The organism is Actinospineispora eucalypti (assembly GCF_039543365.1).
GTDB lineage: Bacteria > Actinomycetota > Actinomycetes > Mycobacteriales > Pseudonocardiaceae > Pseudonocardia > Pseudonocardia eucalypti.
Window position 1 is genome coordinate 94,595 of the sequence record NZ_BAABJP010000057.1, and the last position, 23,461, is coordinate 118,055.

Annotated in this window: 23 protein-coding genes; 3 read left to right on the plus strand and 20 right to left on the minus strand. The window is 72.9% G+C overall.

The genetic code is table 11. From position 1 onward, the window contains the following. Positions 1-39: 39 nt before the first annotated feature. The 4 genes from ABEB12_RS37420 to ABEB12_RS37435 all read right to left on the minus strand — a co-directional run bounded on the left by ABEB12_RS37420 (position 40) and on the right by ABEB12_RS37435 (position 4,985). On the minus strand, positions 40-1,059 hold the full coding sequence (locus tag ABEB12_RS37420; protein WP_185060618.1) for a uridine diphosphate-N-acetylglucosamine-binding protein YvcK: 1,020 nt from the start codon (positions 1,057-1,059) through the stop codon (positions 40-42). After that, positions 1,056-1,931, minus strand: a complete 876-nt coding sequence (rapZ, locus tag ABEB12_RS37425) for an RNase adapter RapZ (RefSeq protein WP_185060617.1) — start codon at positions 1,929-1,931, stop codon at positions 1,056-1,058. The genes ABEB12_RS37420 and rapZ overlap by 4 nt, the downstream gene beginning before the upstream one ends. Further along, positions 1,928-3,877 (minus strand): excinuclease ABC subunit UvrC, encoded by a 1,950-nt coding sequence (uvrC, locus tag ABEB12_RS37430; protein ID WP_185060616.1) that lies wholly within the window; start codon positions 3,875-3,877, stop codon positions 1,928-1,930. Before uvrC ends, rapZ begins: the two co-directional genes overlap by 4 nt. Before the next feature lie 415 nt (positions 3,878-4,292). Continuing rightward, on the minus strand, positions 4,293-4,985 hold the full coding sequence (locus ABEB12_RS37435; RefSeq protein ID WP_185060615.1) for an HAD family hydrolase: 693 nt from the start codon (positions 4,983-4,985) through the stop codon (positions 4,293-4,295). A 198-nt stretch (positions 4,986-5,183) separates the two neighbouring features. Between ABEB12_RS37435 and ABEB12_RS37440 the strand changes: the two genes are divergently transcribed. Together ABEB12_RS37440 and ABEB12_RS37445 are read left to right on the plus strand one after the other, a co-directional pair. Further along, a complete protein-coding gene (locus ABEB12_RS37440; RefSeq protein WP_185060614.1) occupies positions 5,184-5,675 on the plus strand; it encodes an Atu1372/SO_1960 family protein in 492 nt (163 codons plus the stop codon). Beyond that, the gene (locus ABEB12_RS37445; RefSeq protein WP_185060613.1) at positions 5,672-6,631 is read left to right on the plus strand and encodes a serine/threonine dehydratase; all 960 of its coding nucleotides are present in this window, start codon (positions 5,672-5,674) and stop codon (positions 6,629-6,631) included. The genes ABEB12_RS37440 and ABEB12_RS37445 overlap by 4 nt, the downstream gene beginning before the upstream one ends. 383 nt (positions 6,632-7,014) lie before the next feature. Here ABEB12_RS37445 and ABEB12_RS37450 read toward each other — a convergent pair whose 3' ends face one another. The 11 genes from ABEB12_RS37450 to metK form a co-directional block, all read right to left on the minus strand. Continuing rightward, on the minus strand, positions 7,015-7,470 hold the full coding sequence (locus ABEB12_RS37450; RefSeq protein WP_185060612.1) for a PH domain-containing protein: 456 nt from the start codon (positions 7,468-7,470) through the stop codon (positions 7,015-7,017). Then, positions 7,467-7,958 (minus strand): 6,7-dimethyl-8-ribityllumazine synthase, encoded by a 492-nt coding sequence (gene ribH, locus ABEB12_RS37455; RefSeq protein ID WP_185060611.1) that lies wholly within the window; start codon positions 7,956-7,958, stop codon positions 7,467-7,469. Before ribH ends, ABEB12_RS37450 begins: the two co-directional genes overlap by 4 nt. A gap of 112 nt (positions 7,959-8,070) precedes the next feature. Beyond that, the gene (locus tag ABEB12_RS37460; RefSeq protein ID WP_345703484.1) at positions 8,071-9,357 is read right to left on the minus strand and encodes a bifunctional 3,4-dihydroxy-2-butanone-4-phosphate synthase/GTP cyclohydrolase II; all 1,287 of its coding nucleotides are present in this window, start codon (positions 9,355-9,357) and stop codon (positions 8,071-8,073) included. After that, entirely contained in the window at positions 9,354-9,983 is a 630-nt protein-coding gene (locus tag ABEB12_RS37465; RefSeq protein ID WP_185060610.1) for a riboflavin synthase, read from the minus strand. The genes ABEB12_RS37460 and ABEB12_RS37465 overlap by 4 nt, the downstream gene beginning before the upstream one ends. Then, the gene (gene rpe / locus ABEB12_RS37470) at positions 9,983-10,660 is read right to left on the minus strand and encodes a ribulose-phosphate 3-epimerase (RefSeq protein ID WP_185061352.1); all 678 of its coding nucleotides are present in this window, start codon (positions 10,658-10,660) and stop codon (positions 9,983-9,985) included. Before rpe ends, ABEB12_RS37465 begins: the two co-directional genes overlap by 1 nt. Before the next feature lie 629 nt (positions 10,661-11,289). Next, complete coding sequence (locus tag ABEB12_RS37475; RefSeq protein ID WP_185060609.1) at positions 11,290-12,807, minus strand: transcription antitermination factor NusB; 1,518 nt, start codon at positions 12,805-12,807, stop codon at positions 11,290-11,292. Further along, positions 12,804-13,772 carry a methionyl-tRNA formyltransferase gene (fmt, locus tag ABEB12_RS37480; RefSeq protein WP_185060608.1) on the minus strand — a complete coding sequence of 323 codons (969 nt, stop codon included), beginning with the start codon at positions 13,770-13,772 and terminating at the stop codon, positions 12,804-12,806. The genes ABEB12_RS37475 and fmt overlap by 4 nt, the downstream gene beginning before the upstream one ends. Beyond that, entirely contained in the window at positions 13,769-14,320 is a 552-nt protein-coding gene (gene def, locus ABEB12_RS37485) for a peptide deformylase (RefSeq protein ID WP_185060607.1), read from the minus strand. The genes fmt and def overlap by 4 nt, the downstream gene beginning before the upstream one ends. Positions 14,321-14,410: 90 nt before the next feature. Further along, complete coding sequence (locus ABEB12_RS37490) at positions 14,411-15,586, minus strand: cytochrome P450 (protein ID WP_185060606.1); 1,176 nt, start codon at positions 15,584-15,586, stop codon at positions 14,411-14,413. Between the two features lie 63 nt (positions 15,587-15,649). Beyond that, entirely contained in the window at positions 15,650-17,695 is a 2,046-nt protein-coding gene (locus tag ABEB12_RS37495) for a primosomal protein N' family DNA-binding protein (RefSeq protein ID WP_185060605.1), read from the minus strand. 183 nt (positions 17,696-17,878) lie between these two features. After that, a complete protein-coding gene (gene metK, locus ABEB12_RS37500; RefSeq protein ID WP_185060604.1) occupies positions 17,879-19,081 on the minus strand; it encodes a methionine adenosyltransferase in 1,203 nt (400 codons plus the stop codon). A gap of 241 nt (positions 19,082-19,322) precedes the next feature. On the opposite strand from metK, the gene ABEB12_RS37505 reads away from it, so the two are divergent. Further along, positions 19,323-19,745 carry an SH3 domain-containing protein gene (locus tag ABEB12_RS37505; RefSeq protein WP_185060603.1) on the plus strand — a complete coding sequence of 141 codons (423 nt, stop codon included), beginning with the start codon at positions 19,323-19,325 and terminating at the stop codon, positions 19,743-19,745. Between the two features lie 133 nt (positions 19,746-19,878). On the opposite strand, the gene coaBC is transcribed toward ABEB12_RS37505, so the two are convergent. The 5 genes from coaBC to pyrF all read right to left on the minus strand — a co-directional run bounded on the left by coaBC (position 19,879) and on the right by pyrF (position 23,415). Continuing rightward, on the minus strand, positions 19,879-21,081 hold the full coding sequence (gene coaBC, locus ABEB12_RS37510) for a bifunctional phosphopantothenoylcysteine decarboxylase/phosphopantothenate--cysteine ligase CoaBC (protein WP_185061351.1): 1,203 nt from the start codon (positions 21,079-21,081) through the stop codon (positions 19,879-19,881). Positions 21,082-21,153: 72 nt separating this feature from the next. After that, on the minus strand, positions 21,154-21,426 hold the full coding sequence (gene rpoZ / locus ABEB12_RS37515) for a DNA-directed RNA polymerase subunit omega (protein WP_185061350.1): 273 nt from the start codon (positions 21,424-21,426) through the stop codon (positions 21,154-21,156). 27 nt (positions 21,427-21,453) lie between these two features. Beyond that, positions 21,454-22,053, minus strand: coding sequence for a guanylate kinase (gmk, locus tag ABEB12_RS37520; protein WP_185060602.1), 600 nt, complete (start codon positions 22,051-22,053; stop codon positions 21,454-21,456). Beyond that, the gene (mihF, locus tag ABEB12_RS37525) at positions 22,050-22,367 is read right to left on the minus strand and encodes an integration host factor, actinobacterial type (protein WP_185061349.1); all 318 of its coding nucleotides are present in this window, start codon (positions 22,365-22,367) and stop codon (positions 22,050-22,052) included. Before mihF ends, gmk begins: the two co-directional genes overlap by 4 nt. A 211-nt stretch (positions 22,368-22,578) precedes the next feature. Further along, a complete protein-coding gene (pyrF, locus tag ABEB12_RS37530) occupies positions 22,579-23,415 on the minus strand; it encodes an orotidine-5'-phosphate decarboxylase (protein ID WP_345703485.1) in 837 nt (278 codons plus the stop codon). Positions 23,416-23,461 lie beyond the last annotated feature (46 nt).

The following is a 23,461-nucleotide window of genomic DNA, read 5'->3' on the forward strand; positions in this document are numbered from 1 at the left end:
AGGCCTTCACTGCGTTCTCCTCGTCCGCCGCCGCGGTGATCACCCTGTTGTCTCCTTTCGGCCGGCTGTCCCCCACGGCCCGAACTCGGCCAGGACCGAGCGGACCGCTTCCGCCAGCGCCGCGGGATTGTGCCTCGGTGAGCCGTCCGGTTCACCGATCGGGGCCAGCACAGCCCGCGCGCCCAGCGCCGAAGCGGAGCGTTGCAGGCGCTCCGGCACCGGGACCGCGCCGGAGTCCGCGAGCACCGCGTCGATGCGCAGCTCCGGTGCGTGCTGGCAGAGTACGTCCAAGTGCTGTTCCGGGGAGAACCCGGCGGTCTCCCCCGGCTGCGGCGCCAGGTTGAGCACGACCACCCGGCGGGCCGGCGTTTCCAGCAGCGCCCGCCGGAGCTCGGGCACCATGAGGTGCGGCAACACGCTGGTGAACCAGGATCCGGGGCCGAGCAGCACCAGTTCGGCGCCGAGCACCGCGTCGACGGCCTGGTGGCAGGCCTTGGGCTCGGCCGGCTGCAGCCAGACCCGGCGCACCCGGCCGGGCGTGCTGGCCACGGCGACCTGCCCCCGGATCCGGCTGACCGCGTCCGGGTCGGACCCCAGACCGACCACCTCGGCCTCGATGACCAGCGGTTCCTCGCTCATCGGGAGTACCCGGCCGCGCACCTCGAGCAGCCGGCAGGCCTCGTCCAGCGCGGCCACCGGGTCACCGGTCAGGTCGATCAGGCCGGCCAGTAAAAGGTTGCCCACCGCGTGCCCGGCCAGCGCGCCGGTGCCGGCGAAGCGATGCTGGAAAAGTTCGCTCCATCGAGTGCCGGTCGGATTGCCGTTGGCCAGCGCGGTGAGCGCCATCCGGAGGTCCCCCGGCGGCAGCACCCCCAGCTCCCCGCGCAGCCGCCCCGAGGAGCCGCCGTCGTCGGCCACGGTGACCACGGCGGTCACTGCCTCGGTGATCAACCGCAGCGCACTCAGGGTGGCGTACAGGCCGTGGCCGCCGCCGAGGGCGACCGCCCTCGGCGCATCAGCCCGGCCGAGGGCGACGGCTCGAGTATTGGAAGGGTTCACTCGCGTCCCAGGTCCCGGTGGCTGACACTGACCGTTATTCCGTCCTCGCCGTGCAGCCGGCGGGCCAGCTCCTCGGCGACGGCCACGCTGCGGTGCTTACCGCCGGTGCAGCCGATGGACACCGTGAGGTACCGCTTGCCCTCCCGCCGGTAACCGCCGTTCACCAGCCGCAGCAGCTCCAGGTAGCGGCCCAGGAACTCCTCCGCGCCCTCCTGGGAGAGCACGTAGTCGCGCACCGCCGGGTCCTTGCCGGTGAACTCCCGCAGCTCGGGTATCCAGTGCGGGTTGGGCAGGAAGCGCAGGTCCACCACCAGGTCGGAGTCCATCGGCAGGCCGTACTTGTAGCCGAACGACAGCACGGTGACCCTGGTGTGGCTGGACAGCTCGTTGCCGAAGTCGCGCTCGATGGCCGCCCGCAGCTGGTGCACCGACAGCGCGCTGGTGTCCAGCACCAGGTCGGCCGCGTTGCGCAGGGGTCCGAGCAGCTCCCGCTCGGCCGCGATGCCGTCGGCCAGCCGGCCGCTGCCCTGCAGCGGGTGGCCTCGGCGGACGTGTTCGAACCGGCGGATCAGCGCCTGGTCGCTGGCCTCCAGGAACAGCAGCCGGGGCTTGTAGCCCTGGGCGTCCAGGTCCTTGATCACCGAGGCCAGGTCGTTGGTGAACGCGCGGCTGCGCACGTCCATCACCACCGCGACCCGGGTGATCTCGCCGCGCGCCTTGGCGCCCAGCTCCACCATGGTGGTGATCAGCTCGGGCGGCAGGTTGTCCACCACGAACCAGCCCAGGTCCTCCAGCACCTTGGCCGCGGTGCTGCGGCCGGCCCCGGATAACCCGCTGACCAGCGCCACCTCGATACCCGTCGGATTGGTCATGACTCCCCCTTGATGTCTGTTTCGCTGTGCAGCGCGGCGAGCACGGCGGCGGCGGTGCGCGGACCCATGCCGGGCACCGAGGCGATCTCCGTCAGGTCGGCCTGGCGGAGCTTGCGCAGCGAGCCGAAGTGCCGCAGCAGCGCGGTGCGCCGGGTCTCCCCCAGGCCCGGAACCGCGTCGAGCTCGGACGCGGTCATCCGCTTGGACCGCTTCTGCCGGTGGTAGGTGATGGCGAACCGGTGCGCCTCGTCCCGCACCCGCTGCATCAGGTAGAGCCCCTCGCTGGTGCGCGGCAGGATCACCGGGTCCGGGTCGCCGGGCATCCAGACCTCCTCCAGCCGCTTGGCCAGCCCGCACACCGCGACGTCGGTGACGCCCAGCTCGGCCAGCACGTCGGAGGCCGCCTCGACCTGCGGCGCGCCGCCGTCGACCACGAACAGGTTGGGCGGGTAGGCGAACTTGCGGGGACGTCCGGTGTCCGGGTCGATGCCCGGGTTGGCGCCGTCGGTCGGTCGGTCCCGCTCGGCCAGGTAGCGCTTGAACCGCCGCCGGGTGACCTCGGCGATGGACGCCACATCCCCGCCCTGGGCACCGTCGCGCACCTCGAAGCGGCGATACTCGGACTTGCGGGCCAGCCCGTCCTCGAACACCACCAGCGAGGCGACCACGTCGCTGCCCTGCACGTGGCTGACGTCCACGCACTCGATGCGCAGCGGCGCCGAGTCCAGGCCGAGCGCCTCCTGGATCTCGGTCAGCGCGGCGGACCGCGCGGTCAGGTCGCCGGCCCGGCGCAGCTTGTGCTGGGTGAACGCCTCGGCGGCGTTGCGCGCCACCGTCTCGGCCAGCGCCCGCTTGTCCCCCCGCTGGGCCACCCGCACCCGCACCCGCGAACCGCGCAGCCCGGACAGCCACTCGGTCAGCGAGTCCACGTCGTCCGGCAGCTCCGGCACCAGGATCTCCTTGGGCACCGGCTGGATGGCGTCGTCGGCCGAGCCGGCCAGCGCGGCCTGCTCGCCGTAGAACTGGGTGAGGAAGCGCTCCACCAAGTTGGCCGCGCCCGCTGTGTCTTCCACCTTCTCGATCACCCAGCCGCGCTCGCCGCGCACCCGGCCACCGCGCACGTGGAACACCTGGACGGCCGCTTCCAGCTCGTCCTGCGCGAACGCCACCACGTCCGCGTCCGTGCCGTCGCCGAGCACCACCGCCTGGCGTTCCAGCGCCTTGCGCAGCGCGCCGATGTTGTCGCGCAGCCGGGCCGCCTTCTCGAACTCCAGCGCCTCGGACTCGGCCGCCATGCGGCGCTCCATGTCCCGGATCATCCGGTCGGTGCGCCCGGACAGGAACTCGGTGAAGTCCTCCACGATCGCCCGGTGCTGCTCGGCGTCCACCCGGCCGACGCACGGCGCGGCACACTTGTCGATGTACCCGAGCAGGCAGGGCCGGCCGATCTGGCCGTGCCGGCGGAACACCCCGTTGGAACAGGTGCGCGCGGGGAACACGCGGGTGAGCAGGTCCAGGGTCTCCCGGATCGCCCAGGCGTGCGAGTACGGCCCGAAGTAGCGCACGCCCTTGCGCCGGGGCCCCCGGTACACGTGCAGCCGGGGGAACTCCTCGTGCAGCGTGACGGCCAGCACCGGGTAGGTCTTGTCGTCCCGGTACCGCACGTTGAACCGGGGGTCGAACTCCTTGATCCAGTTGTACTCGAGCTGGAGCGCCTCCACCTCGGTGCTGACCACCGTCCACTGGACGTCGGACGCCGTGGTCACCATCTGCCTGGTGCGCGGGTGCAGGTTCGAGAGGTCGGCGAAGTACGAGTTGAGCCGGCTGCGCAGGCTCTTAGCCTTGCCGACGTAAATGACCCGACCGTGCTGGTCGGAGAAGCGGTAAACCCCCGGGGCCTCCGGAATCGTGCCGGCGGCCGGGCGGTAAGTGGATGGATCTGGCATGGCACCTACCAGCCTAGAGGGGTGGCCAAGCACCCTCCGCCAGCCGGGCACCGGCGGTCGCATATGGCTCTGCGTGGAGATATGCAACAGTCGGTGCGGCGGGGTCGGGCGTTCACCGAGGATGCGATCTCGCCGAGTTCATCAACGGAGACGTTCAATCAACGCGGAACGTCGCTCAGGATGAGCTCGGCAAGCCCGAGGGACTCGGCGGCCAGAGCCTATTTCCAAGTGCGTCGGTTACGTGTCGCGGAGGAGTCGGTGCCGGCTCGGAAACCACTTGGACGGCGCGGCGTGCAGCTCTGCCTCGTCTGGGGTGCCGCCCGGCGCGCTCCCGTTCGCGACGATTCGTTCAACGACCCGGAACCCATGGGCGCTGGAGGCCCGTTCATGATCAGCATGTCCCGGGGCGACACACCTAGGTGGGCAGGGCGACCAGGCGCTCGATCACCACGTCCAACGCGTCCGCGACCACGTGTGGCGGGTCGAAGACGTCCGACATGCCGCCCTCCCGCCGGGTGGCGAATCCGGCCAGGAGGCCCGCGCGGACGGCGCCGTGCACATCCCAGGAGTGCACCGCAACCAGTGCGGTGCGGGCCGGGTCGCTGTTCACCTGCCGGCAGGCCCACTGGTAGACCTTGGCCGGCGGCTTGAACGAGCCGATCTCCTCGCAGGAGATCACCCCGCGCAGGTAGCTGCGCAGCTGGGCGCGGTCCAGCGCCTCGCGGACCACCTTCGCCGGGCCGTGGGTGAACGCGTAGGCCGGGATCTTCGCCCTGGCCAGCGCGATCAGCGCGGGCTCGACGTCCGGGCAGGGCGGCAGCTCGGCGAACCCGGCCAGCACGTGCTGCACGGCCTCCTCGCTGAGCCGCCGGCCGCTGGTGCCGATCAGTGCGGAGCGGGCGACGTCCAGGAAGTCCGGCGACTCGCCCGCCAGGCTGAGGGCCATCCCGTCGCGCAGCGTCCGGGTGAAGAACAGCTCCAGCTCGTGCTCGGGGCGCCCCACGTCGACCATCCGGGAGCGCAGCGCGTCAACCTCGAGCAGGGTCTCGAAGACGTCGAACAACACCACTTTGGGACGTCGCGCTCGGGTCCGTTCTGGCGCAGTCATAGCCGCACCGCCTCACCCCATCGCCGATCGTGAAAGGCCGGGAGAGATCGTAACGCAGTGCGACGAGATGATCACGCGGGGATGTTATGACGCACCACAACAACAACACAAGCACCTTCATCCCCATCGAATCGATCTCCACCGAACGCGTCAATTTGGCCTGGACAAGCTAATTAGCTAATTGCCATACTGCCTGCCATGAGCACCCCACCAAGCACCCCGACCAGCGCCGAACGACGACTCGCCGAGCTCGGCCTCGAGCTGCCCCCGCCCCCGGCCGCCGTGGCCGCGTTCGAGCCGTACCGGCGCGACGGCGACGCCGTGTACGTGTCCGGCCAGGTGGCCGCGCGGGACGGCCGGATGGTGGCCACCGGACGCCTGGGCGCCGGGCTGGACGTGGCCACCGGCCAGGCCGCCGCCCGGGTCTGCGCGCTGAACGTGCTGGCCCAGCTGCGCGCCGCCGCCGGAGACCTGGACGGGGTCGCCGCGCTGGTCCGGATCACCGTCTACGTGGCCGGCGACCCCGACTTCACCGAGCAGCCCAAGGTCGCCGACGGAGCCTCCCAGCTGTTCATCGACGTGCTCGGCGACGCCGGCCGGCACGCCAGGGCGGCCATCGGGGTGGCCGGACTGCCGCTCGGCTCACCGGTCGAGGTGGACGCCATCGCCCGGCTGCGCCCGGCCGCGTGAACGCCGCGACCACCACCCCGGCGGACATCACCGCGCGGGACATCGCCGCCACCTACCCGCTGATCCGGCCGCACCTGCGGCGCACCCCGGTGCTGGACCTGCCACTGGCCGAGCTGACCGGGACCGACACCGACGCAACCGTGACGCTGAAGCTGGAGTACCTGCAGTGCGCCGGCGCGTTCAAGGCCCGGGGCGCGTTCGCCAACCTGTTGCTGCGCCGGGTGCCCGAACCGGGGGTGGTCGCGGCGTCCGGCGGGAACCACGGGGTCGCGGTGGCCTACGCGGCGCACCGGCTGGGCGTGCCGGCCGCCGTGTTCGTGCCGTCCATCTCCTCCCCGGCCAAGATCCAGCGGATCGGCGAGCTGGGCGCCCGGCTGGTGGTCGGCGGCGAGCGCTACGCCGACGCGCTGGCCGCCGCCGTGGACTGGCAGGAACGCACCGGGGCGCTGCCGGTGCACGCGTTCGACCAGCGCGAGACCATCCTGGGCCAGGGCACCCTCGGCCTCGAGCTGGCCGGGCAGCGGCCCGGGCTGGACACCGTGCTGGTGCCGGTCGGCGGCGGCGGGTTGATCGCCGGCGTGGCCGCCCACTACGCCGGCCGGGTGCGGGTGGTCGGCGTGGAGCCCGCCGAGTCGCCGACGCTGCACCGGGCGCTGGCGGCCGGCCGCCCGGTGGACTCGCCGACCGGCGGCATCGCGGCCGACGCGCTGGCCCCGCGCCGGGTGGGCGAGCTGGTGTACCCGCTCGCCGAGGCCTACGTGTCCTCGGTGGTGCTGGTGGACGACCAGGCCATCCGGGACGCCCGGCGGGCACTCTGGGAAGCCGCACGGGTGCTGGTGGAACCGGCGGCGGCGGTGGGTGTGGCGGCCCTGCGCTCCGGCGGCTACCGGCCGGCGCCCGGCGAACGGGTGGCCGTGGTACTCAGCGGCGCCAACACCGGCGAGCTTCCCGAGTAAGGCCTGGGTCGAGTTTAAAGATCGGCTTGGACGGAGCCGGCTCGGCCTTCTCGCGGCTAGGGTGCGGCCCGTCGCGCTTGGGTGCGGTCGACGCCTCTTCCACCCCCGTCGCCCGGAGTGGGTATTCACCCTGAGTGACCAGCGTGTTGCACGCGGGACGAAAGTGCCAGCGAGCGGACGACGCCGAGGGACCAGGTGCGCCGAGCGCAGGCTGAGTCCGCTTCGATCAAGCTGCGGACCGGACTCAGCTTGCGCTGGATGACGGGCGCCGAACACACCCCGTAAGCAACGCGAACGGGCGGCACCCAGCGGCCAGAAGGCCGAGCCGGCCCCGTCCGAGCTGATCTTTAAACCGCCACCCGACCACTCGGACGAACCGCGCCTCAGCCGCTACCGCACCCGTGGGCGGCGTGCAGCTCGCGCAGAGCGGTGATCGCGGAGACCGCGTGCTGGCCGTCCACCAGCTGGATCGCCGACAGCGGCAGGTACTCGTCGTCGGGCAGCTCCAGGCGCGCCCACCGGGCGCCCTCGGGGAAGTCCACGGCGAGCACCGCCGACCACGGCACCCGCCGGGTGATCAGCAGGTTCCGCACCTCGACGCCGTCCGCGTCGGCCCGCACCCTGGCCAGGGTCAGGCTGAGCACGCCCAGCGCCATGAACACCCCGAGCAGCACCATGGCCACCTGGTCGGCGAACCGGAAGTACACCCCGGTGGACTCGTTGCGCAGCACCACGGCGACCGCGACCATGGCGCCGAGCAGCAGGACGGCCGCGATCCAGGCCACCCAGACCACCCGGCGGGGGCGGATCACCAGCGGCGCGGCGGTCGGCACGGTCATTCCGCCGTCCGCCCGGCGCGCAGGTTGCGCAGCGCCAGCGCGGTGCGCAGCGCGGCGGTGCAGGCGTCGGCGCCCTTGTCCTCGGCCGAACCCGGCCGGCCGCTGCGCGCCACCGCCTGCTCCTCTGTGTTGCAGGTGAGCACGCCGTTGCCGACCGGGGTGGACTCGTCCAGCGCGATCCGGGTCAGCCCGGCGGTCACCGAGTCGCACACGTAGTCGAAGTGCGGCGTGCCGCCCCGGATGACCACGCCCAGCGCCACCACCGCGTCGTGCCCCCGGGCCAGCTCCTGGCAGATCACCGGCAGCTCCAGCGAGCCCGGCACGCGCACCACGGTCGGCTGGTCGATGCCGGCCTCCTTGGCCACCGCCAGTGCCCGCTCCAGCATCGCCTCACAGATGTCCGGGTGCCACTGCGCGGCCACGATGCCCAGTCGCAGTTCACCCGCCGCCAGTGGAGCTTCCTCCACCGGCCGCCCTTCCCCACTCACGCAGCTCACCGCCCGTAGCGTCTCCCGCGCGCGCCTAACTGGGCGCGCGCTCAGTTAGCGCGTTCCGCGCGTTGTCCGTTACCCGGGAGATTAGCGCGTGGCCCGGAACGGCTCAGCCGGCCGGGGCGTGCCCGGGTGAACCCTCCGCGCCGCTGTCCAGGCCGGGCAGGTCGTGGCCCATCCGGTCCCGCTTGGTCCGCAGGTAGTGCAGGTTCTCCCGGGTGGGGCGGATGGGCAGGGAGACCCGCTCGACCACCCGCAGGCCGTAGCCCTCCAGGCCGGCCCGCTTGTCCGGGTTGTTGGTCAGCAGGCGCATCGAACGCACGCCCAGGTCCACCAGGATCTGCGCGCCGGTGCCGTAGTCGCGGGCGTCGGCCGGCAGGCCCAACGACAGGTTGGCGTCCACCGTGTCCACGCCGGACTCCTGCAGCTGGTAGGCCTGCAGCTTGTGCATCAGCCCGATGCCCCGGCCCTCGTGGCCGCGCACGTAGAGCACCACGCCCCGGCCCTCGGCGGCCACCGCGGCCAGCGCGGCGTCCAGCTGGGGGCCGCAGTCGCAGCGCAGTGAGCCGAACACGTCCCCGGTCAGGCATTCCGAGTGCACCCGGACCAGCACGTTCTCCCCGTCACCGATCTCGCCGTAGACCAGCGCGATGTGCTCGATGCCGTCCAGCACGTTGTCGTACCCGTAGGCCACGTAGCCGCCGTGCGGGGTGGGGATGCGCGCCTCGGCGACCCGCTCCACCTGCTTCTCGAACCGCCGCCGGTAGGCGATCAGCTCGGCGATGGTGACCAGTTCCAGGTCGTGGTCCTCGGCGAACACCCGCAGCTCGTCGGCGCGGGCCATGTCGCCCTCGTTCTTCTGCGAGACGATCTCGCACAGCGCCCCGGCCGGGTGCAGCCCGGCCAGCCGGGCCAGGTCCACCGCCGCCTCGGTGTGCCCGGGCCGGCGCAGCACCCCGCCCGACTTGGCCCGCAGCGGCAGCACGTGGCCGGGCCGGACGAAGTCGCTCGCGTCCGCGTCCGAGGTGGCCAGCAGCCGGATGGTGTGCGCCCGGTCGGTGGCCGAGATGCCGGTGGAGATGCCCTGCTTGGCGTCCACGGTGACGGTGAACGCGGTTCGGTACGCGTCGCCGTTGGAGTGGTACATCGGCGGCAGGTCCAGCCGGTCGCAGTCCTCCTCGGTGAGCGCCACGCAGATGTAGCCCGACGTGTAGCGCACCATGAAGGAGACCAGCTCCGGGGTCGCCCGCTCGGCCGCGAAGATGAGGTCGCCCTCGTTCTCCCGGTCCTCGTCGTCGACGACCACGACGGCCTTGCCGGCGGCCAGATCGGCTATCGCCCGATCGACCGCGGCGAACCGCTCGTCCGCCGGCATGGTGAATGGGCCGGTGTTCATGACCTGCCACCGCCTTCCTGGGCGTGCGCCGCTGGCAGATAACCCGAGACCAGCCGCTCGACATACTTGGCGAGCACGTCCACCTCGATGTTGACCCGGTCGCCCGGCCCGCGCGCGGCGAGGTTGGTGTCGGCCAGGGTGGTCGGGATGAGCGCAACGGTGAAGCTGTCGGCCTCGACCGAGGCCACCGTGAGCGACACCCCGTCCACCGCGATCGAGCCCTTCTCCACCACGTAACGGGCGAGCCCCTCCGACAGAGTGAACCGGATCTCGGCCGTGCGCTCCCCGGAAGTGTGCGAGATCACCGACTCGGTTCCGTCGACGTGCCCCTGCATGATGTGCCCGCCGAAGCGCTGGCCGTTGGACATGGCCCGCTCCAGGTTCACCCGGCTGCCCGTGCTGACCTCGGCCAGGCTCGACCGGCGCAGCGTCTCCGGCATCATCTCCACGGCGAAGCTGGTGCCGGTGACGTCCACGGCGGTGAGGCAGACGCCGTTGACCGCGATGGAGTCGCCGTGCCTGGTGTCCGCGACGACCACCGGACCGCTGATCACCAGGCGCACCACGTCCGCGTCGGCCACCACCTCGCGGACCTCGCCGACCTCTTCCACGATGCCGGTGAACATCAGCGCCCCCCTCCGGAGCTCACTCGATGACGGGACCGGCCCGCCTGGTCGCGCAGCCGGGAGACCGCCCCGGCCGGGTCGTCGGCGCCGAACACCGCCGAGCCCGCCACGAAACAGTCCACGCCGGCCTCCGCCGCCGCTTCGATGGTGTCCGGGTTGATCCCGCCGTCGATCTCGACCAGCAGGGTCAGGTGGCCGGTGTCCACCAGCCGGCGGGCGGTGCGCACCTTGTCCAGCACGTGCGCGATGAAGCCCTGCCCGCCGAACCCGGGCTCGACGCTCATCACCAGCAGGGTGTCGTAGTGCTTCAGCACGTCCACGTACGGCTCGAGCGGCGTGTTCGGCTTGACGGACAGGCCCGCCTTGGCCCCGGCGGCGCGCAGGTTCTTCGCCAGGGCCACCGGGTCCTTGGCCGCCTCCACGTGCACCGTCACGTTGTAGGCGCCGGCCTCCGCGTAGCCGATCGCCCACCGGTCCGGGTCCTCGATCATCAGGTGGCAGTCCAGCGGGATCGCGGTGGCCTTGCGCAGCGCCTGCACCACCGGCAGCCCGATGGTCAGGTTCGGCACGAAGTGGGCGTCCATCACGTCCACGTGCAGCCAGTCGGCGTCGGCCACCCCGGCGGCCTCGTCCGCTAGCCGCGCGAAGTCGGCGGACAGGATGCTCGGCGCGATCATCGGCTGCGGGGTCGGCTCGGCGGACACGTCCGCAGATTACGCCCGGTTGTCCGCGAGCTCCTCCCGGCGGTTGCCGCTTCACCCCCGCTGTGACCCGTATTACTCCCGATCGGGTCAGCCTCCGTCGGGCGGCGGTCCGCCGGCGCCCGTGCAGCCGCCCCGCCACGTCGCGCGGGTACGCCGTCAGGTTTCGGGTGCGTCGAGCGGCGGTGCCGGTTCGAATGATGGCCGGGACGGCACGGCTGAGCGGGCTGCCGCGGCTCAGGCGCCGCCCGTTGCGTGGGTTCGGGTTGGCTGGACCCGTCGGCTACGTTCAGTGACGGGTTGGCGGTGGTCCGGGGCACCGAGCGCTGGGTGAGTCCGGTTCGATCATGCCCAAAGAGCGGACTGAGCCAGCACTCGACGAACGGAACCCCCCGAATCAGCACCGGGCGGGGCCGCGAAACGTTACGTTCCGTGAAAGCCAGGCCGCGCTCAACCGCAACGGGCGGCACCAAAGCCGCAGTCGATCGCGTACCCGCGCCGTCCAAGCCATCTTTCGAACCGGCACCGCGCGGGAGTGCGGAGGACCACCCCGACCGCGCCGCCCAGACCATCCTCGGAACCGGCACCGCGCGGAGGCGGCAACCTCAGGCGGTGCGGCGCAGCAGGGTGAGGAACATCGCGTCGGTGCCGTGGCGGTGTGGCCACAGCTGCACCTCGGGGCCTTCGCCGAGGCCGGGGATGTCGGGCAGCGCGGCCCGCGCGTCCAGTTTCTCCACCCCGGGGTGCTTGCGCAGCACCCCGGCCAGCACGCCCCGGGTCTCCGCGAGGTGCGGCGAACAGGTGGCGTAGCAGACCACCCCGCCCACCCTTACGTGCCGGAGCGCGGCGGTGACCAGCTCACGCTGCAGGGCGGTCAGCCCGGCCACATCGGAGGGCGAGCGTCGCCAGCGCGCCTCCGGGCGGCGGCGCAGCGCACCCAACCCGGTGCACGGCACGTCCACCAGCACGCGGTCGTACTCGCCGTCCGGCAGCGGGGCCTCCCGGCCGTCCGCGACGTGCACGGTGACCGGCAGTCCCTCGGTGTTCTCGGTGACCAGCTTGGCCCGGTGCCCGGCCCGCTCCACCGCGTCCAGCCCGGGGTTCTCCGCGCCCTCGACCAGCTCGACCAGGCCGGCCAGGATCGCCGCCTTGCCGCCGGGGCCGGCGCACAGGTCCAGCCAGCGGCCCCGGTCCGGGCCGTCCAGCGGCGCGTCGGCCAGGGCCAGCGCGACCAGCTGGCTGCCCTCGTCCACCACCAGAGCCAGTCCCTCGGTGACCGGATCCAGTACGCCCGGGTCACCCGCGCCGGCCTCCAGGCGGACCCCGTACGGGGAGTACGGCGCCGGCTCGCCGCCGGTCATCAGGGCCAGCTCCTCGGCGGTGAGCACGCCGGGCCGGGCCAGCAGGTGCACCGCCGGCCGGGCGTCGTCGGCGGCCAGCAACGCGTCCAGCTCGTCGGTCGAACCCAGCGCGTCCGCGAACGCGCGGGCGATCCAGGTCGGGTGGGCGTGCCGGAACGCCAGGTGCCCGATCGGGTCGGCCTCGGCGTCGGGGGCCAGCTCGGCCACCCACTCCGCCTCGGTCCGCTCCGACACCCGGCGCAGGATGGCGTTGATGAAGCCGGCCGACCGGGAGCCGGCCGAGCCGCGCACCAGGTCCACCGTGGAGTCCACGGCGGCGTGCGCCGGGATCCGGGTCCGCAGCAGCTGGTAGCTGCCCAGCCGCAGCGCGTCCAGCAGCGGTGCCTCGATCTTGTCCAGCGTCCGGGTGGCGCAGGCGGCGATCACCGCGTCCAGCAGGCCCTGGGCCCGGCAGGTGCCGTAACCCAGCTCGGTGGCCAGCGCGGCGTCCCGGCCGGTCACCCGGGACCGGCGCAGGATGGACGGCAGCGCCAGGTTGGCGTAGGCCTGCCGTTCCCGCACGGCGGCGAGCAGCTCCAGCACCGCGGCGCGGGCCGGGTCACGCTCCGGCGGCCGGCTCGGCCCGCCGCGCCGCGCCGGCGGGCCGGACCGGGGTGCCCGCGCGTCCGTGCCCCGCTGACCACCGGTGCCTCGGGCGTCCGCGCCCGGGCGCCCACCACCGCGCCGAGGTTCGTGCCGGCCGGCCCGCCTCGGCGAGCTCACGCACGCACCTCGCCGGGCGTCAGCTCCGCCGGCTCGGCCGACTCGAACCGCTCGCCGGCCGCCGGCCGCGCGCCGCGCGCCCAGTCCTCGGCCGGCATCTCCCGCTTCCCGGGGGCGCGCACCGGGCCCAGCCACACGGCGCCCGCGCCGGTGCCGGCCAGCACCCCGTGCTTGCTCACCCGCAGCTCGCCGGGCGCCAGCCCGTCCGCCTCGGCCGGGCGCACCGGACCCAGACCGAGCCGCTCGGACCGGAACATCGTCCACGCGCCGGGCGCCGGGGTGACCGAGCGAACCAGCCGGTCCACCGCCGCCGAGGGCGCCCGCCAGTCGACCTCGGCGTCGGCCGTGGTCACCTTCGGCGCGTAGGAGACGCCGTCCGCCGGCTGCGCCACCGCGCGCAGCGTGCCGTCCTCGATGCCGTCCAGGGCGGTCACCAGCAGCTCGGCGCCGGAGCGGGCCAGCCGGCCGAGCAGTTCCCCGGAGGTGTCCCTCGGGCCGATGGACTCGGTCACCACCCCGTACACCGGGCCGGTGTCCATGCCCTTCTCCAGCTCGAACACGCTGGCGCCGGTGACGTCGTCGCCGTGCCGGATCGACGCCTGCACGGGCGCCGCGCCACGCCACGCGGGCAGCAGCGAGAAGTGCAGGTTGACCCAGCCCTTCGCGGGCACGGCGAGCAGCGGCGGCGGCAACAGCGCACCGAACGCGACCACCGGGCAGCAGTCCGGCCGGTACGCCGACAGCGACTCGACGAACTCCGGCGCGGACGGCTTGGGCGGCCGGAGCACCGGGATGCCCCGGGAGATGGCCAGCTCGGCGACCGGGGAGGGGCGGGGCCGGCGGCCCCGACCGGTCGGCGCGTCCGGCCGGGTGAGCACGGCGACCACCTGGTGGCGCGGCGAGTCGAGCAGCGCGGTCAGCGAGGGCAGCGCGACATCGGGCGTGCCGGCGAACACGAGCCTCATCGGGCCCGCCCGAACAGCGGGTGCGGGCTGGCCTTGACCACCGGCTGGTTGGCCTGGTCGAACCAGGGGGCGTTGCGGATCTCCCGCATCGCCTGCTTGCGGGTCTCCGGGTCCAGCCGGTCCAGGAACAGCACCCCGTCCAGGTGGTCGGTCTCGTGCTGGATGCACCGGGCGAGCAGCTCGGAGCCCTCCACCTGTACCGGCTCGCCGTGCATGTTCCAGCCGTTGGCCACCACGTGCAGGTGCCGCTTGCAGTCCCAGCGCATGCCCGGGATGGACAGGCAGCCCTCCGGGCCGACCTGGTCCTCGTCGCCGACCACGTCGAAGGTCGGGTTCACCAGGTGCCCCTCGAAGCCGTCACAGTGGTAGACGAAGACCCTCAGCCCGACACCCAGCTGCGGCGCGGCCAGGCCGGCGCCCGCCTCGGCGGTCAGGGTGTCGGTCAGGTCGGCGACCAGCTTGCGCAGCTCGGCGTCGAAATCAACCACCTCGGCGGCCCGGGTGCGGAGCACCGGATCTCCGAACAGCCGGATCGGCTGGATCGCCATCGTATGCACTGCCCCTTCGCCCTACCGAGTCACTTACCGCCAGCTTAGCGATCCGGCACCGGCCGCCGGCAGCCGCGCCCGTGCAATATCTTAGGCGGTAACCCGCAGCGGCAATTCGGTAAATCCGCGAAGCAAATTGTTCACGGTGCGCACGGGCGGACCGTCGAACTCGATGGAATCGACATTGCGGACCAACGCGGCGAGCAAAGCACACATTTTCATCCTCGCCACACCCATGCCGACACAACTGTGCGGCCCCCGGCTGAACGCGAGGTGGTCACCCACCTCCGGGCGGTCCGCGTCGAATACGTCGGCGTCCGGTCCCCACTTGCGCTCGTCCCGGTTCGCCGATGCGAACAGCACGATCACCTGGGCCTCGGCCGGCAGCACCGCGTCGCCGATCCGCACCTCGCGGGTGGTGCGCCGGCCGAACAGCTGGGCCGGGGCCTCCAGGCGCAGGGCCTCGTTGCACGCCGCCGGCACCCTGGCGGGGTCGGCGCGCAGCCGGCGCCACTCGTCGGGGCGGGCGGCCAGCAGCCACAGCAGGTTGCCGATGGCGTGGATCGTGGTGACCACGCTGGAGATCACGTAGGCGACCAGGTCCAGCACGGCCACCTCGGCCGGCAGGTCTCCCCGGTGCGCGCCGGCCATCAGCTCGGCGCCCCACCCGCCCCGCGGCCCGCCCGGGGCGGCCAGCGCATGCACGTAGTCGATCATGTCGCCGGCGTGCCCGAGCGCCTCGGTGGTCCGCGCGTTGGGCGGGCCGAACATGTCGAACGTGGCCCGGCCCCACAGCAGCAGCCGGTCCCGGTCGCCGTCGGGCAGCCCGATCAGCTCGCTCATCACCGAGCACACGTAGTCCTCGGCCAGCTCCCGCACCGCGTCGAACCGCCCGCGCCGGACCGCCGCCGCGACCAGATCCTCGGCCCGCCGGGCGGCCCAAGGCTCGACCGACGCGATCTCCCGGGGCCCCAGCTGGGCGGTCATCGGCCGGCGCATCGCAGCGTGCTCCGGCGGGTCGCGCAGCAGCACCGCCCGGGCGAACGCCTCGTTGGCCGCCCGGTTCAGCGCTACGCCGCCGACCGAGGAAAACGTCTCGTGGTCGACCAGCGCCGCGCGGGCGGCGGCATATTGCGTCAATGCCCAGGCGTGATTTTGTTCCAGATATACCGCCGGCCCGATTTCCCGCAACTTTGCATAAGTTGGATAGGGGTCGGCCAGCGTTTCATCGCTGAACAGGTCGAAATCAAGAAGATCTTGCCCCACCACACACCCCTCCACCCCGGAAATGAACTAGACCATACCCGGGAACGGAACAATTGATAAGGCTCAACCAACGTGTTGCGGGTCCAGCTGCACCCGGACCGGGGAGGCGGCCTTGCGCATGGTCCGGGCGGCCTGCGCGGCGACCAGCGCGGCGGACAGCGCCCGGCCGTCGGCGCGGGGCACTCGGACCAGCGCCCGTTCCCTCGGCCCTTCCCGGTCCGCGCCCGGCGGCTCGTCCAGCTCCACCGGCCCGAGCACCTCGGCCGACCCGGGCAGCTCGGCCAGGTCCAGCAGCTCGGCCACCGCCTCCGGGGCGCCGTCCACGGCGGCCATCCGCACGGCGGGCGGGAACCCCACCTCGGCCCGGCCGGCCAGCTCGGCGGCGGCGTGCCCGGCCGGGTCCCAGCGCACCAGCGCCTGCACCACGGGGAGTGCGGGGTCGGCGGCCACCACCACCCGCCCGCCCTCCCGCCACGACCGGACCAGCCCGGCGGCGGCCATCCAGCGGCGCAGCGTCTCCTCGGTCACCCGCAGGTCCGGCCGGGCCAGCAGCGCCCAGCCGTCCAGCAACAGCGCCGCGCCGTACCCGGCCCCGCCGCCATACCCCTCCACCCATGGCTCGGCCCCGGGCGTGCTCACCACCAGCGACGCGCCGGCCGGCACCGTGTCCAGCACCTCGGCGCCGCCGCCGGAGCCGTGCACCGGGACCCCGGTGAACGCCCGGCCCAGCTCCTCGGCGGTGCGCCGGGCCCCGACCACGGTGGCGCGCAGCCGGCGCGAGCCGCAGGCCTGGCACCGGTAGGCCGGGTCGATCCGGCCGCACCAGCGGCACCCGGGGGAAGCGGCCTGGTCCGGAGACTGCCGGGTGGGCAGGCCGAGCGGGCCGGCGCAGTGCCGGCAGCGGGCCGGCTCCCGGCACTGCCCGCAGGCCAGCCCGGGGATGTAGCCGGCCCTGGGCACCTGGATGAGCACCGGTTCGTCTCGGCCCAGCGCCTCGCGGGCCGCCTCGAAGGCCACCGCCGGCAGCCGGGCCGCGTGCGCCGAAGGGTCGCGGGCCAGCTCCCGCTCGCTCTCCCCGACCGCTCCGACCCGGGGCGCGTGCTCCCGCAGCGCCGCCCGCTCCGCGATCACCTCGGTCGCCCAGCCGGTCTCCACCAGCAGCTGCGCCTCGGCGGTGCGGGCGTGGCCGGCCACCACCACGGCCGCGCCGCTGGCGTACGCGCGGTACACCAGCACGTCCCGGGTGTGCGGATACGGCGCGCGTGGTTCGGCGTGCAGGTCGTCGCCGTCGTCCCAGACGACGAGCAGTCCGGGGTCGGCGACCGGGGCGAACGCCGCCGACCGGTTTCCCACCACCACTCTGGCGTGGCCCCGGCGCACCGCCAGCCAGCTCCGGTAGCGCTTGGCCGGCCCGAGATCGGCGGTCAGCGCGACCACCCGGTCCTCGTCGCCCAGGTGCCGCTCGCAGGCCGCCACCATGCGGGCCACGTCCCGCTGGTCGGGTACCACCAGCAGCGCGCCCCGGCCGGCGGCCACGGCGGCGGCGGCCAGCTCGGCCAGCCGGTCCGGCCAGGCCTCTCCCGGCAGCGGCTGCCACACGGCACGGGCGCCCCGGGCGGAGCCGACGGCGGCGAGCAGGGCGGCCCCGTCCCGGTAGCGACCCCAGCCGGCCGGGTCCGGCGCGGGAATCTCGGCGAGCGGCTCCGGCTCGGGCATCGGCTCGGCGGCCACCTTGGCGTGCCGGGGCGGAACGGCCAGGCGCAGCACGTCGGCGAAGGTGCCCGCGTACCGGTCGGCCACGGTCCGGCACAGCGCGACCAGTTCCTCGGAGATCACCGGTTCGGCGGAGATCACCCGTTCCAGCCAGCCCAGCCGGCCCTGGTGCTCGGAGCTGGCCTGGCGGGACAGCAGCACGCCGTCCACCAGCCGGCCGGAGAACCGCACGCGCACCCGGACCCCGGGCCGGGCGTCCTCGTCCAGCCGGTCCGGCACCAGGTAGTCGAAGGGCCGGTCCAGGTGAGCCAGCGGAACGTCCACCGCAACCCGCGCAACGGCGTCCTCAGCCGCCCGCCGCGGCTCCCCCCGCCGCCCGACCCCCGCCTTAGTCACCGCCCCGTCCTACCAGACCCCCCATATCGCTGGTCTCCCCAGTACATGTCGCGGCTCGGACGTGTCCATGTCGCGGATTCCGCCACGAACGCCAGCCGACGATATCCACGACATGGCCCCGGAAATCCCGCGACATGAGCTGGTGAAACCAGCGATATGAGCTGGTGAAACCAGCGATATGGGTTAGGCGCCGGCTACGGACTTGAGGGCTTGGGCGCGGTCGACGCGCTCCCAGGGGAGGTCCAGGTCGGTGCGGCCGAAGTGGCCGTAGGCGGCCGTCGGGGCGTAGATCGGGCGTAGGAGGTCCATGTCCCGGATCAGCGCGGCCGGGCGCAGGTCGAACACCTCGGTGATGGCGTCCTGGATCTTGGTGGGATCGGTCTGCTCGGTGCCGAAGGTCTCCACGAACAGGCCGACCGGGGCGGCCTTGCCGATCGCGTAGGCCACCTGCACCTCGACCCGGCTGGCCAGCCCGGCGGCGACCACGTTCTTGGCCACCCAGCGCATCGCGTACGCGGCCGAGCGGTCCACCTTGGACGGATCCTTGCCCGAGAACGCGCCGCCGCCGTGCCGGGCCATGCCGCCGTAGGTGTCCACGATGATCTTGCGGCCGGTCAGGCCGGCGTCACCCATCGGGCCGCCGATGACGAACCGGCCGGTCGGGTTGACCAGCAGCCGGGCGTCCGAGATGACCAGGTCCAGGGTGGCCAGCTCCGGCTCCACCACGTGCCGGCGGATGTCGCCGACCATCTGGCGGTCCAGGTCGATCTCCTCGGCGTGCTGGCTGGACACCACCACGGTGTCCACCCGCACCGCCTGGTCACCGGCGTACTCGATGGTGACCTGGGTCTTCCCGTCCGGGCGCAGGTAGTCCAGGGTGCCGTTCTTGCGCACCTCGGTGAGCCGCCGGGCCAGCCGGTGCGCCAGCGCGATGGGCAGCGGCATCAGCTCGGGCGTGTCGGTGCACGCGTAGCCGAACATCAGGCCCTGGTCACCGGCGCCCTGCCGGGCGATCTGGTCCTCGGCCGACTCCACGCGCGCCTCGTAGGCGGTGTCCACGCCCTGCGCGATGTCCGGGGACTGCGCCCCGATCGCCACGTTCACGCCGCACGAGTGGCCGTCGAAGCCCTTGGCCGAGGAGTCGTAGCCGATGTCCAGGATGCGGTCCCGGACCAGCTGCGGGATGTCGACGTAACCGGTAGTGGTCACCTCGCCCGCGACATGCACCTGACCGGTTGTGACCAGCGTCTCAACCGCCACCCGGCTTCCCGGGTCCTGCGCGAGCATCGCGTCCAGCACCGAGTCGCTGATCGCGTCGCACATCTTGTCCGGGTGACCCTCGGTCACCGACTCGCTGGTGAACAACCGCCGGCTTCCGCTCGTCACTCTGTAACCCCTGTCTACCTTCGGTCGATAACAGTGCAGAGCCTAATCGATGCGCGCCGGGCGAGTAGCGCGAGCACCGCCCCTATCACAAGTTACCGCGCCGATACCAGCCCCAAATGAACACGGATCGACACTTGTGCGTTACCCAATGCGAGCGGCGTCGTTGAGTCGAGTGAATCGCGGACCCCGCACCGTTCCCAGAGAGGCAAACCGCATGTCCAAGCTTCGAGTGACAGGACGCATGGCCGCACTCACGGCGGTGGGCGCGGCGGCCGTCACCGCCACGCTGGTGGTCATCGCCAGCCCGGCGGCGGCCGCACCGAGTGGCAGTGAGCTGACCTCGTGCACCGACCAGGTGCGGGTTCGCTCCCAGCCGAGCGCCACCGCCCCGGTGGTCGGCAGCTGCAAGTCGGGCGAGAAGGTGACCGTGACCGAGGTCAAGGACGGCTTCGCCCGGCTGTCCAACAAGCAGGGCTGGGCCTCCGCCCAGTACGTCAAGCTGGAAGGCACCAAGTTCGCGGACGAGGCCCGCTCTTCCCGGGTCAGCGGCAGCAACAAGCCCAGCTCCAGCAAGGACTCCTCGTCGGACGACGAGGACGACAGCGATCGCAGCAACAGCAGCAACGACGATGACAGCGGCGGCGGTCTGCTCGGCGGCCTGTAAGCCGGCCGAGCACCGCTGACGGCCGAACGCGCCGCTCCCCGCCGACCCAACCTGGAACGGGTCCGCCCACCGGCGGGGAGCGGCGCGTTCGGCACGTCTGGGGCAGTGCCCGAGTCGGTATTGATTGGGTCGGTTATACCGGGCTCCGGCGGGCGACCGCGTCCCACACCCGGGACGCGAGCAGCGCCTTCGAGCCGGACGGCAGCTCGACCTCGGTGCCGTCGGCGGAGAGCAGCCAGCCGGCGTTGTCCGGCTGTTCGAAGGTGCGCCCCTCGCCCACCGCGTTGACCACCAACAGGTCGCAGCCCTTGCGGGCCAGCTTGGCCCGGCCGTGGTGCAGCACGTCCCCGGTCTCGTCGCCGGTCTCCGCCGCGAAGCCCACGATCAGCTGGCCGTCGCGCCGCTTCCCGACCAGCTCGACCAGGATGTCCGGGTTGGTCTCCAGCGTGATGGTCGGCGGTCCGGCGGCGGTTTTCTTGATCTTGTGGTCGGCCTGCTGGGCCGGCCGGAAGTCGGCGACGGCGGCGGCCATCACCACCACCTCGGCCTCCGCGGCCTCGGCCAGCATGGCCTCGCGCAGCGAGGCGGCGGTGGACGCGTGCACCATGCGCACCCCGGCCGGCGCGGCCAGCTCGGCGGTGTGGGCGGCGACCAGGGTCACCTCGGCGCCGCGCTGCGCGGCCACCCGGGCCAGCGCGAACCCCTGCAGCCCGGACGACCGGTTGCCGAGGAAGCGCACCGGGTCCAGCGGCTCCCGGGTGCCACCGGCCGACACCACGATGCGCCGCCCGGACAGGTCGTGGGGCAGCGCGTCGGGCCGCTCCAGCAGCAACCGGGCCAGCTCGGCGATCTCGGCCGGCTCCGGCAACCGGCCGGGCCCGCTGTCCACCCCGGTGAGCCGCCCGGAGGCCGGCTCCATCACGGTCAGCCCCCGGGAACGCAGCAGCGCCACGTTGTCCTGGGTGGCCGGGTGCAGCCACATCTCGGTGTGCATGGCCGGCACGAACAACACCGGACAGCGCGCGGTCAGCAGGGTCGCGGTGAGCAGGTCGTCGGCCCGTCCCCGCGCGGCGCGGGACAGCAGGTCGGCGGTGGCCGGCGCGACCACCACCAGTTCGGCCTGCTGCCCGAGTCGCACGTGCGCGACCTCCGGGATGTCCTCGAACACCCCGGTGCGCACCGGTTGGCTGGAAAGGGCCTCGAATGTGGCCGCGCCGACGAAGTTGAGCGCGGACTCGGTGGGAATGACCCGGACGCTGTGCCCGGCCTCGGTCAGCCGCCGCAGCACCTCACAGGCCTTGTAGGCGGCGATCCCGCCGGCGACGCCCAGGACAATGCGCGCAGTGGCACCGGAGCGCCTTCGCGGAGCCGGAGGCGGAGCGCTTGTCACGGTCGCCGGTCGGTCAACTCACTCGCCCTCGGTGTGCTCGAGCAGCCCGTCGTGGATCTCCCGCATCGCGATGGAAAGCGGCTTCTCCCGGGGACCCGGCTCGACCAGCGGGCCGACGTACTCCAGCAGGCCCTCGCCCAGCTGCGAGTAGTAGTCGTTGATCTGACGGGCGCGCTTGGCCGCGTAGATGACCAGCGCGTACTTGGAACTCGCCTTGTCGAGCAGTTCGTCGATCGGCGGGTTGGTGATGCCTTCGGGCGTGGTGAGCGACGAGGCGTCGGTCAGCGGCATGCTCACTTAGCGGACTCCTGCAGGATTTCAGTGACTGAGGCGCGCTTCCCCGTCGGGGGCGCCGCTCAACAAGGGTATCAATCGCCGCACGACCTCGTTCAGGTCGTCGTTCACCACCGTGACGTCGAACTCGTCGGCCGCCGCCAGCTCCTCGCGGGCGGTGGTCAGGCGGCGCTCGATGACCTCGGGCGAATCGGTGCCCCGGCCGGACAGCCTGCGAACCAGGTCGTCCCAGCTCGGCGGAGCGAGGAACACCAGCAGCGCGTCGGGGCGGCAGGCCCGGATGTTGCGCGCACCGGTGAGGTCGACCTCGACCAGCACCGAGTCACCGGCGGCCAGGTGTTCCTCCACCGGACCGGCCGGCGTGCCGGAGCGGTGCAGGCCGCCGTGGATCTCGGCCCACTCCAGCAGCGCCCCCTCCTCGACCATGCGGTCGAAGTCGGAGGCCGACACGAAGCGGTAGTCCCGGCCGTCCACCTCGCCGGGGCGAGGCGACCGGGTGGTGGCCGAAACGCTGAAGTAGAGCCGCGACACCTCGCCGCGCAGCGCGTTGACCACCGTGGACTTCCCGACGCCGGAGGGGCCGGCCAGTACGACCAGCCGACCCCTCGCGGCCCCGTGGGTCACTCCGAGTCGAAGTCGGCGAGCAGCGCCTTGCGCTGACGCTCGCCAAGGCCACGCAGCCGACGGCTGGGCGCGATCTCCAGGCGCTCCATGATCTGCTGGGCGCGGACCTTGCCGACGCCGGGCAGAGCCTCGAGCAGAGCGGAAACCTTCATCTTGCCGAGGACCTCGTCCTTGTCGGACTTTTCGAGGACCTCCTTCAGGTTCGTTCCGCCGCGCTTGAGGCGGTCCTTGAGCTCCGCCCGAACCTTGCGAGCGGCCGCGGCCTTCTCCAATGCGGCGGCCCGCTGTTCTTCGGTGAGCTGGGGAAGGGCCACGATCTCCTCCGTGATGTACAAGCTGTTGTTGGTGCACTGACGATGCTTTGAACGTACTCACAGACCCGGGGACCCCCGCAACGGGGGGTACCCCTGAGAGCCAGGTCAGGGGCTTGCGGGCCCGCCGGAGGCTTCCTGAGAGCCGTTCGGCGCACGGAATTGCGGCCTCGGCGAGCGATCTAGGTTATTCGCTAAACCTCGATATAACTCGTCAATTCCGGGCGTCGGTTAGTTCGTGTCGCCATTTGCGTGCTTCGGCCCGCAGCTTCTCCGGGTCCGGCCCGGCACCCAGCAACGCCCGCGAGACCGCCGGCAGAACCAGCCCGCGCAGCCCGGCGAACCGGGCCGCCACGTCCGCCGGGGTGGCGCCCTGCGCGCCCAGGCCCGGGGCCAGCACCGCCCCGTTCAGTTCGCCCAGATCCAGGCCGTGGTCGTGCGTCGCGCCGACCACCACGCCCACCCCGCCCAGCGGCTCGGCCCCGGCGTTGCGCCGGGCCGCTGAATCGATCATGTGCTGCGCCACGGAGCGGCCGTCCCGGTCCGCCAGCTGGACCTCCCCGCCATCCGGGTTCGACGTCCTGGCCAGCACAAACACCCCCCGCCCGGCCGCCTCGGCGGCATCCAGCGCCGGCCGCAGCGAGCCGAAACCGAGGTACGGCGAAACGGTGATCGCATCGGCGGCCAGGGGCGATCCCTCGGCCAGGTAGGCGTCCGCGTAGCCGCCCATGGTGGAGCCGATGTCGCCCCGTTTGACGTCCAGCAGGGTGAGCAGGCCGGCCTCGCGCGCGTCCGCCAACGCCCGCTCCAGCGCGGCGATCCCGCCCGACCCGTGCCGCTCGAAAAACGCCGACTGCGGCTTCACGATCGGCACCTCCCCGGCAAGGGCCGCCACCGCTCCCCGCGCAAACCGCTCAAGGCCGGCGGCGTCGTCGCCCAACCCCCACGCGCGCAACAACTCGGGGTGCGGGTCAATCCCGGCACACAGCGGCCCGTACCGCGCCACCGCCGTCGCTAGGTGGTCGCCGAAGGTGGTCACGGTTGCTCGCACCCGCCTTTCGTCGCCGGCACCCGGACAACTGCCCGTGTGCGAACGC

Bases quoted from the DNA above. Each gene is read 5' to 3' on its own strand.
- rapZ (WP_185060617.1), bottom strand. From the start codon at position 1,931: ATGACCAATCCGACGGGTATCGAGGTGGCGCTGGTCAGCGGGTTATCC.
- uvrC (WP_185060616.1), bottom strand. From the start codon at position 3,877: ATGCCAGATCCATCCACTTACCGCCCGGCCGCCGGCACGATTCCGGAG.
- ABEB12_RS37435 (WP_185060615.1), bottom strand. From the start codon at position 4,985: ATGACTGCGCCAGAACGGACCCGAGCGCGACGTCCCAAAGTGGTGTTG.
- ABEB12_RS37440 (WP_185060614.1), top strand. From the start codon at position 5,184: ATGAGCACCCCACCAAGCACCCCGACCAGCGCCGAACGACGACTCGCC.
- ABEB12_RS37450 (WP_185060612.1), bottom strand. From the start codon at position 7,470: ATGACCGTGCCGACCGCCGCGCCGCTGGTGATCCGCCCCCGCCGGGTG.
- ABEB12_RS37460 (WP_345703484.1), bottom strand. From the start codon at position 9,357: ATGAACACCGGCCCATTCACCATGCCGGCGGACGAGCGGTTCGCCGCG.
- ABEB12_RS37465 (WP_185060610.1), bottom strand. From the start codon at position 9,983: ATGTTCACCGGCATCGTGGAAGAGGTCGGCGAGGTCCGCGAGGTGGTG.
- rpe (WP_185061352.1), bottom strand. From the start codon at position 10,660: ATGATCGCGCCGAGCATCCTGTCCGCCGACTTCGCGCGGCTAGCGGAC.
- fmt (WP_185060608.1), bottom strand. From the start codon at position 13,772: ATGAGGCTCGTGTTCGCCGGCACGCCCGATGTCGCGCTGCCCTCGCTG.
- def (WP_185060607.1), bottom strand. From the start codon at position 14,320: ATGGCGATCCAGCCGATCCGGCTGTTCGGAGATCCGGTGCTCCGCACC.
- ABEB12_RS37505 (WP_185060603.1), top strand. From the start codon at position 19,323: ATGGCCGCACTCACGGCGGTGGGCGCGGCGGCCGTCACCGCCACGCTG.
- rpoZ (WP_185061350.1), bottom strand. From the start codon at position 21,426: ATGCCGCTGACCGACGCCTCGTCGCTCACCACGCCCGAAGGCATCACC.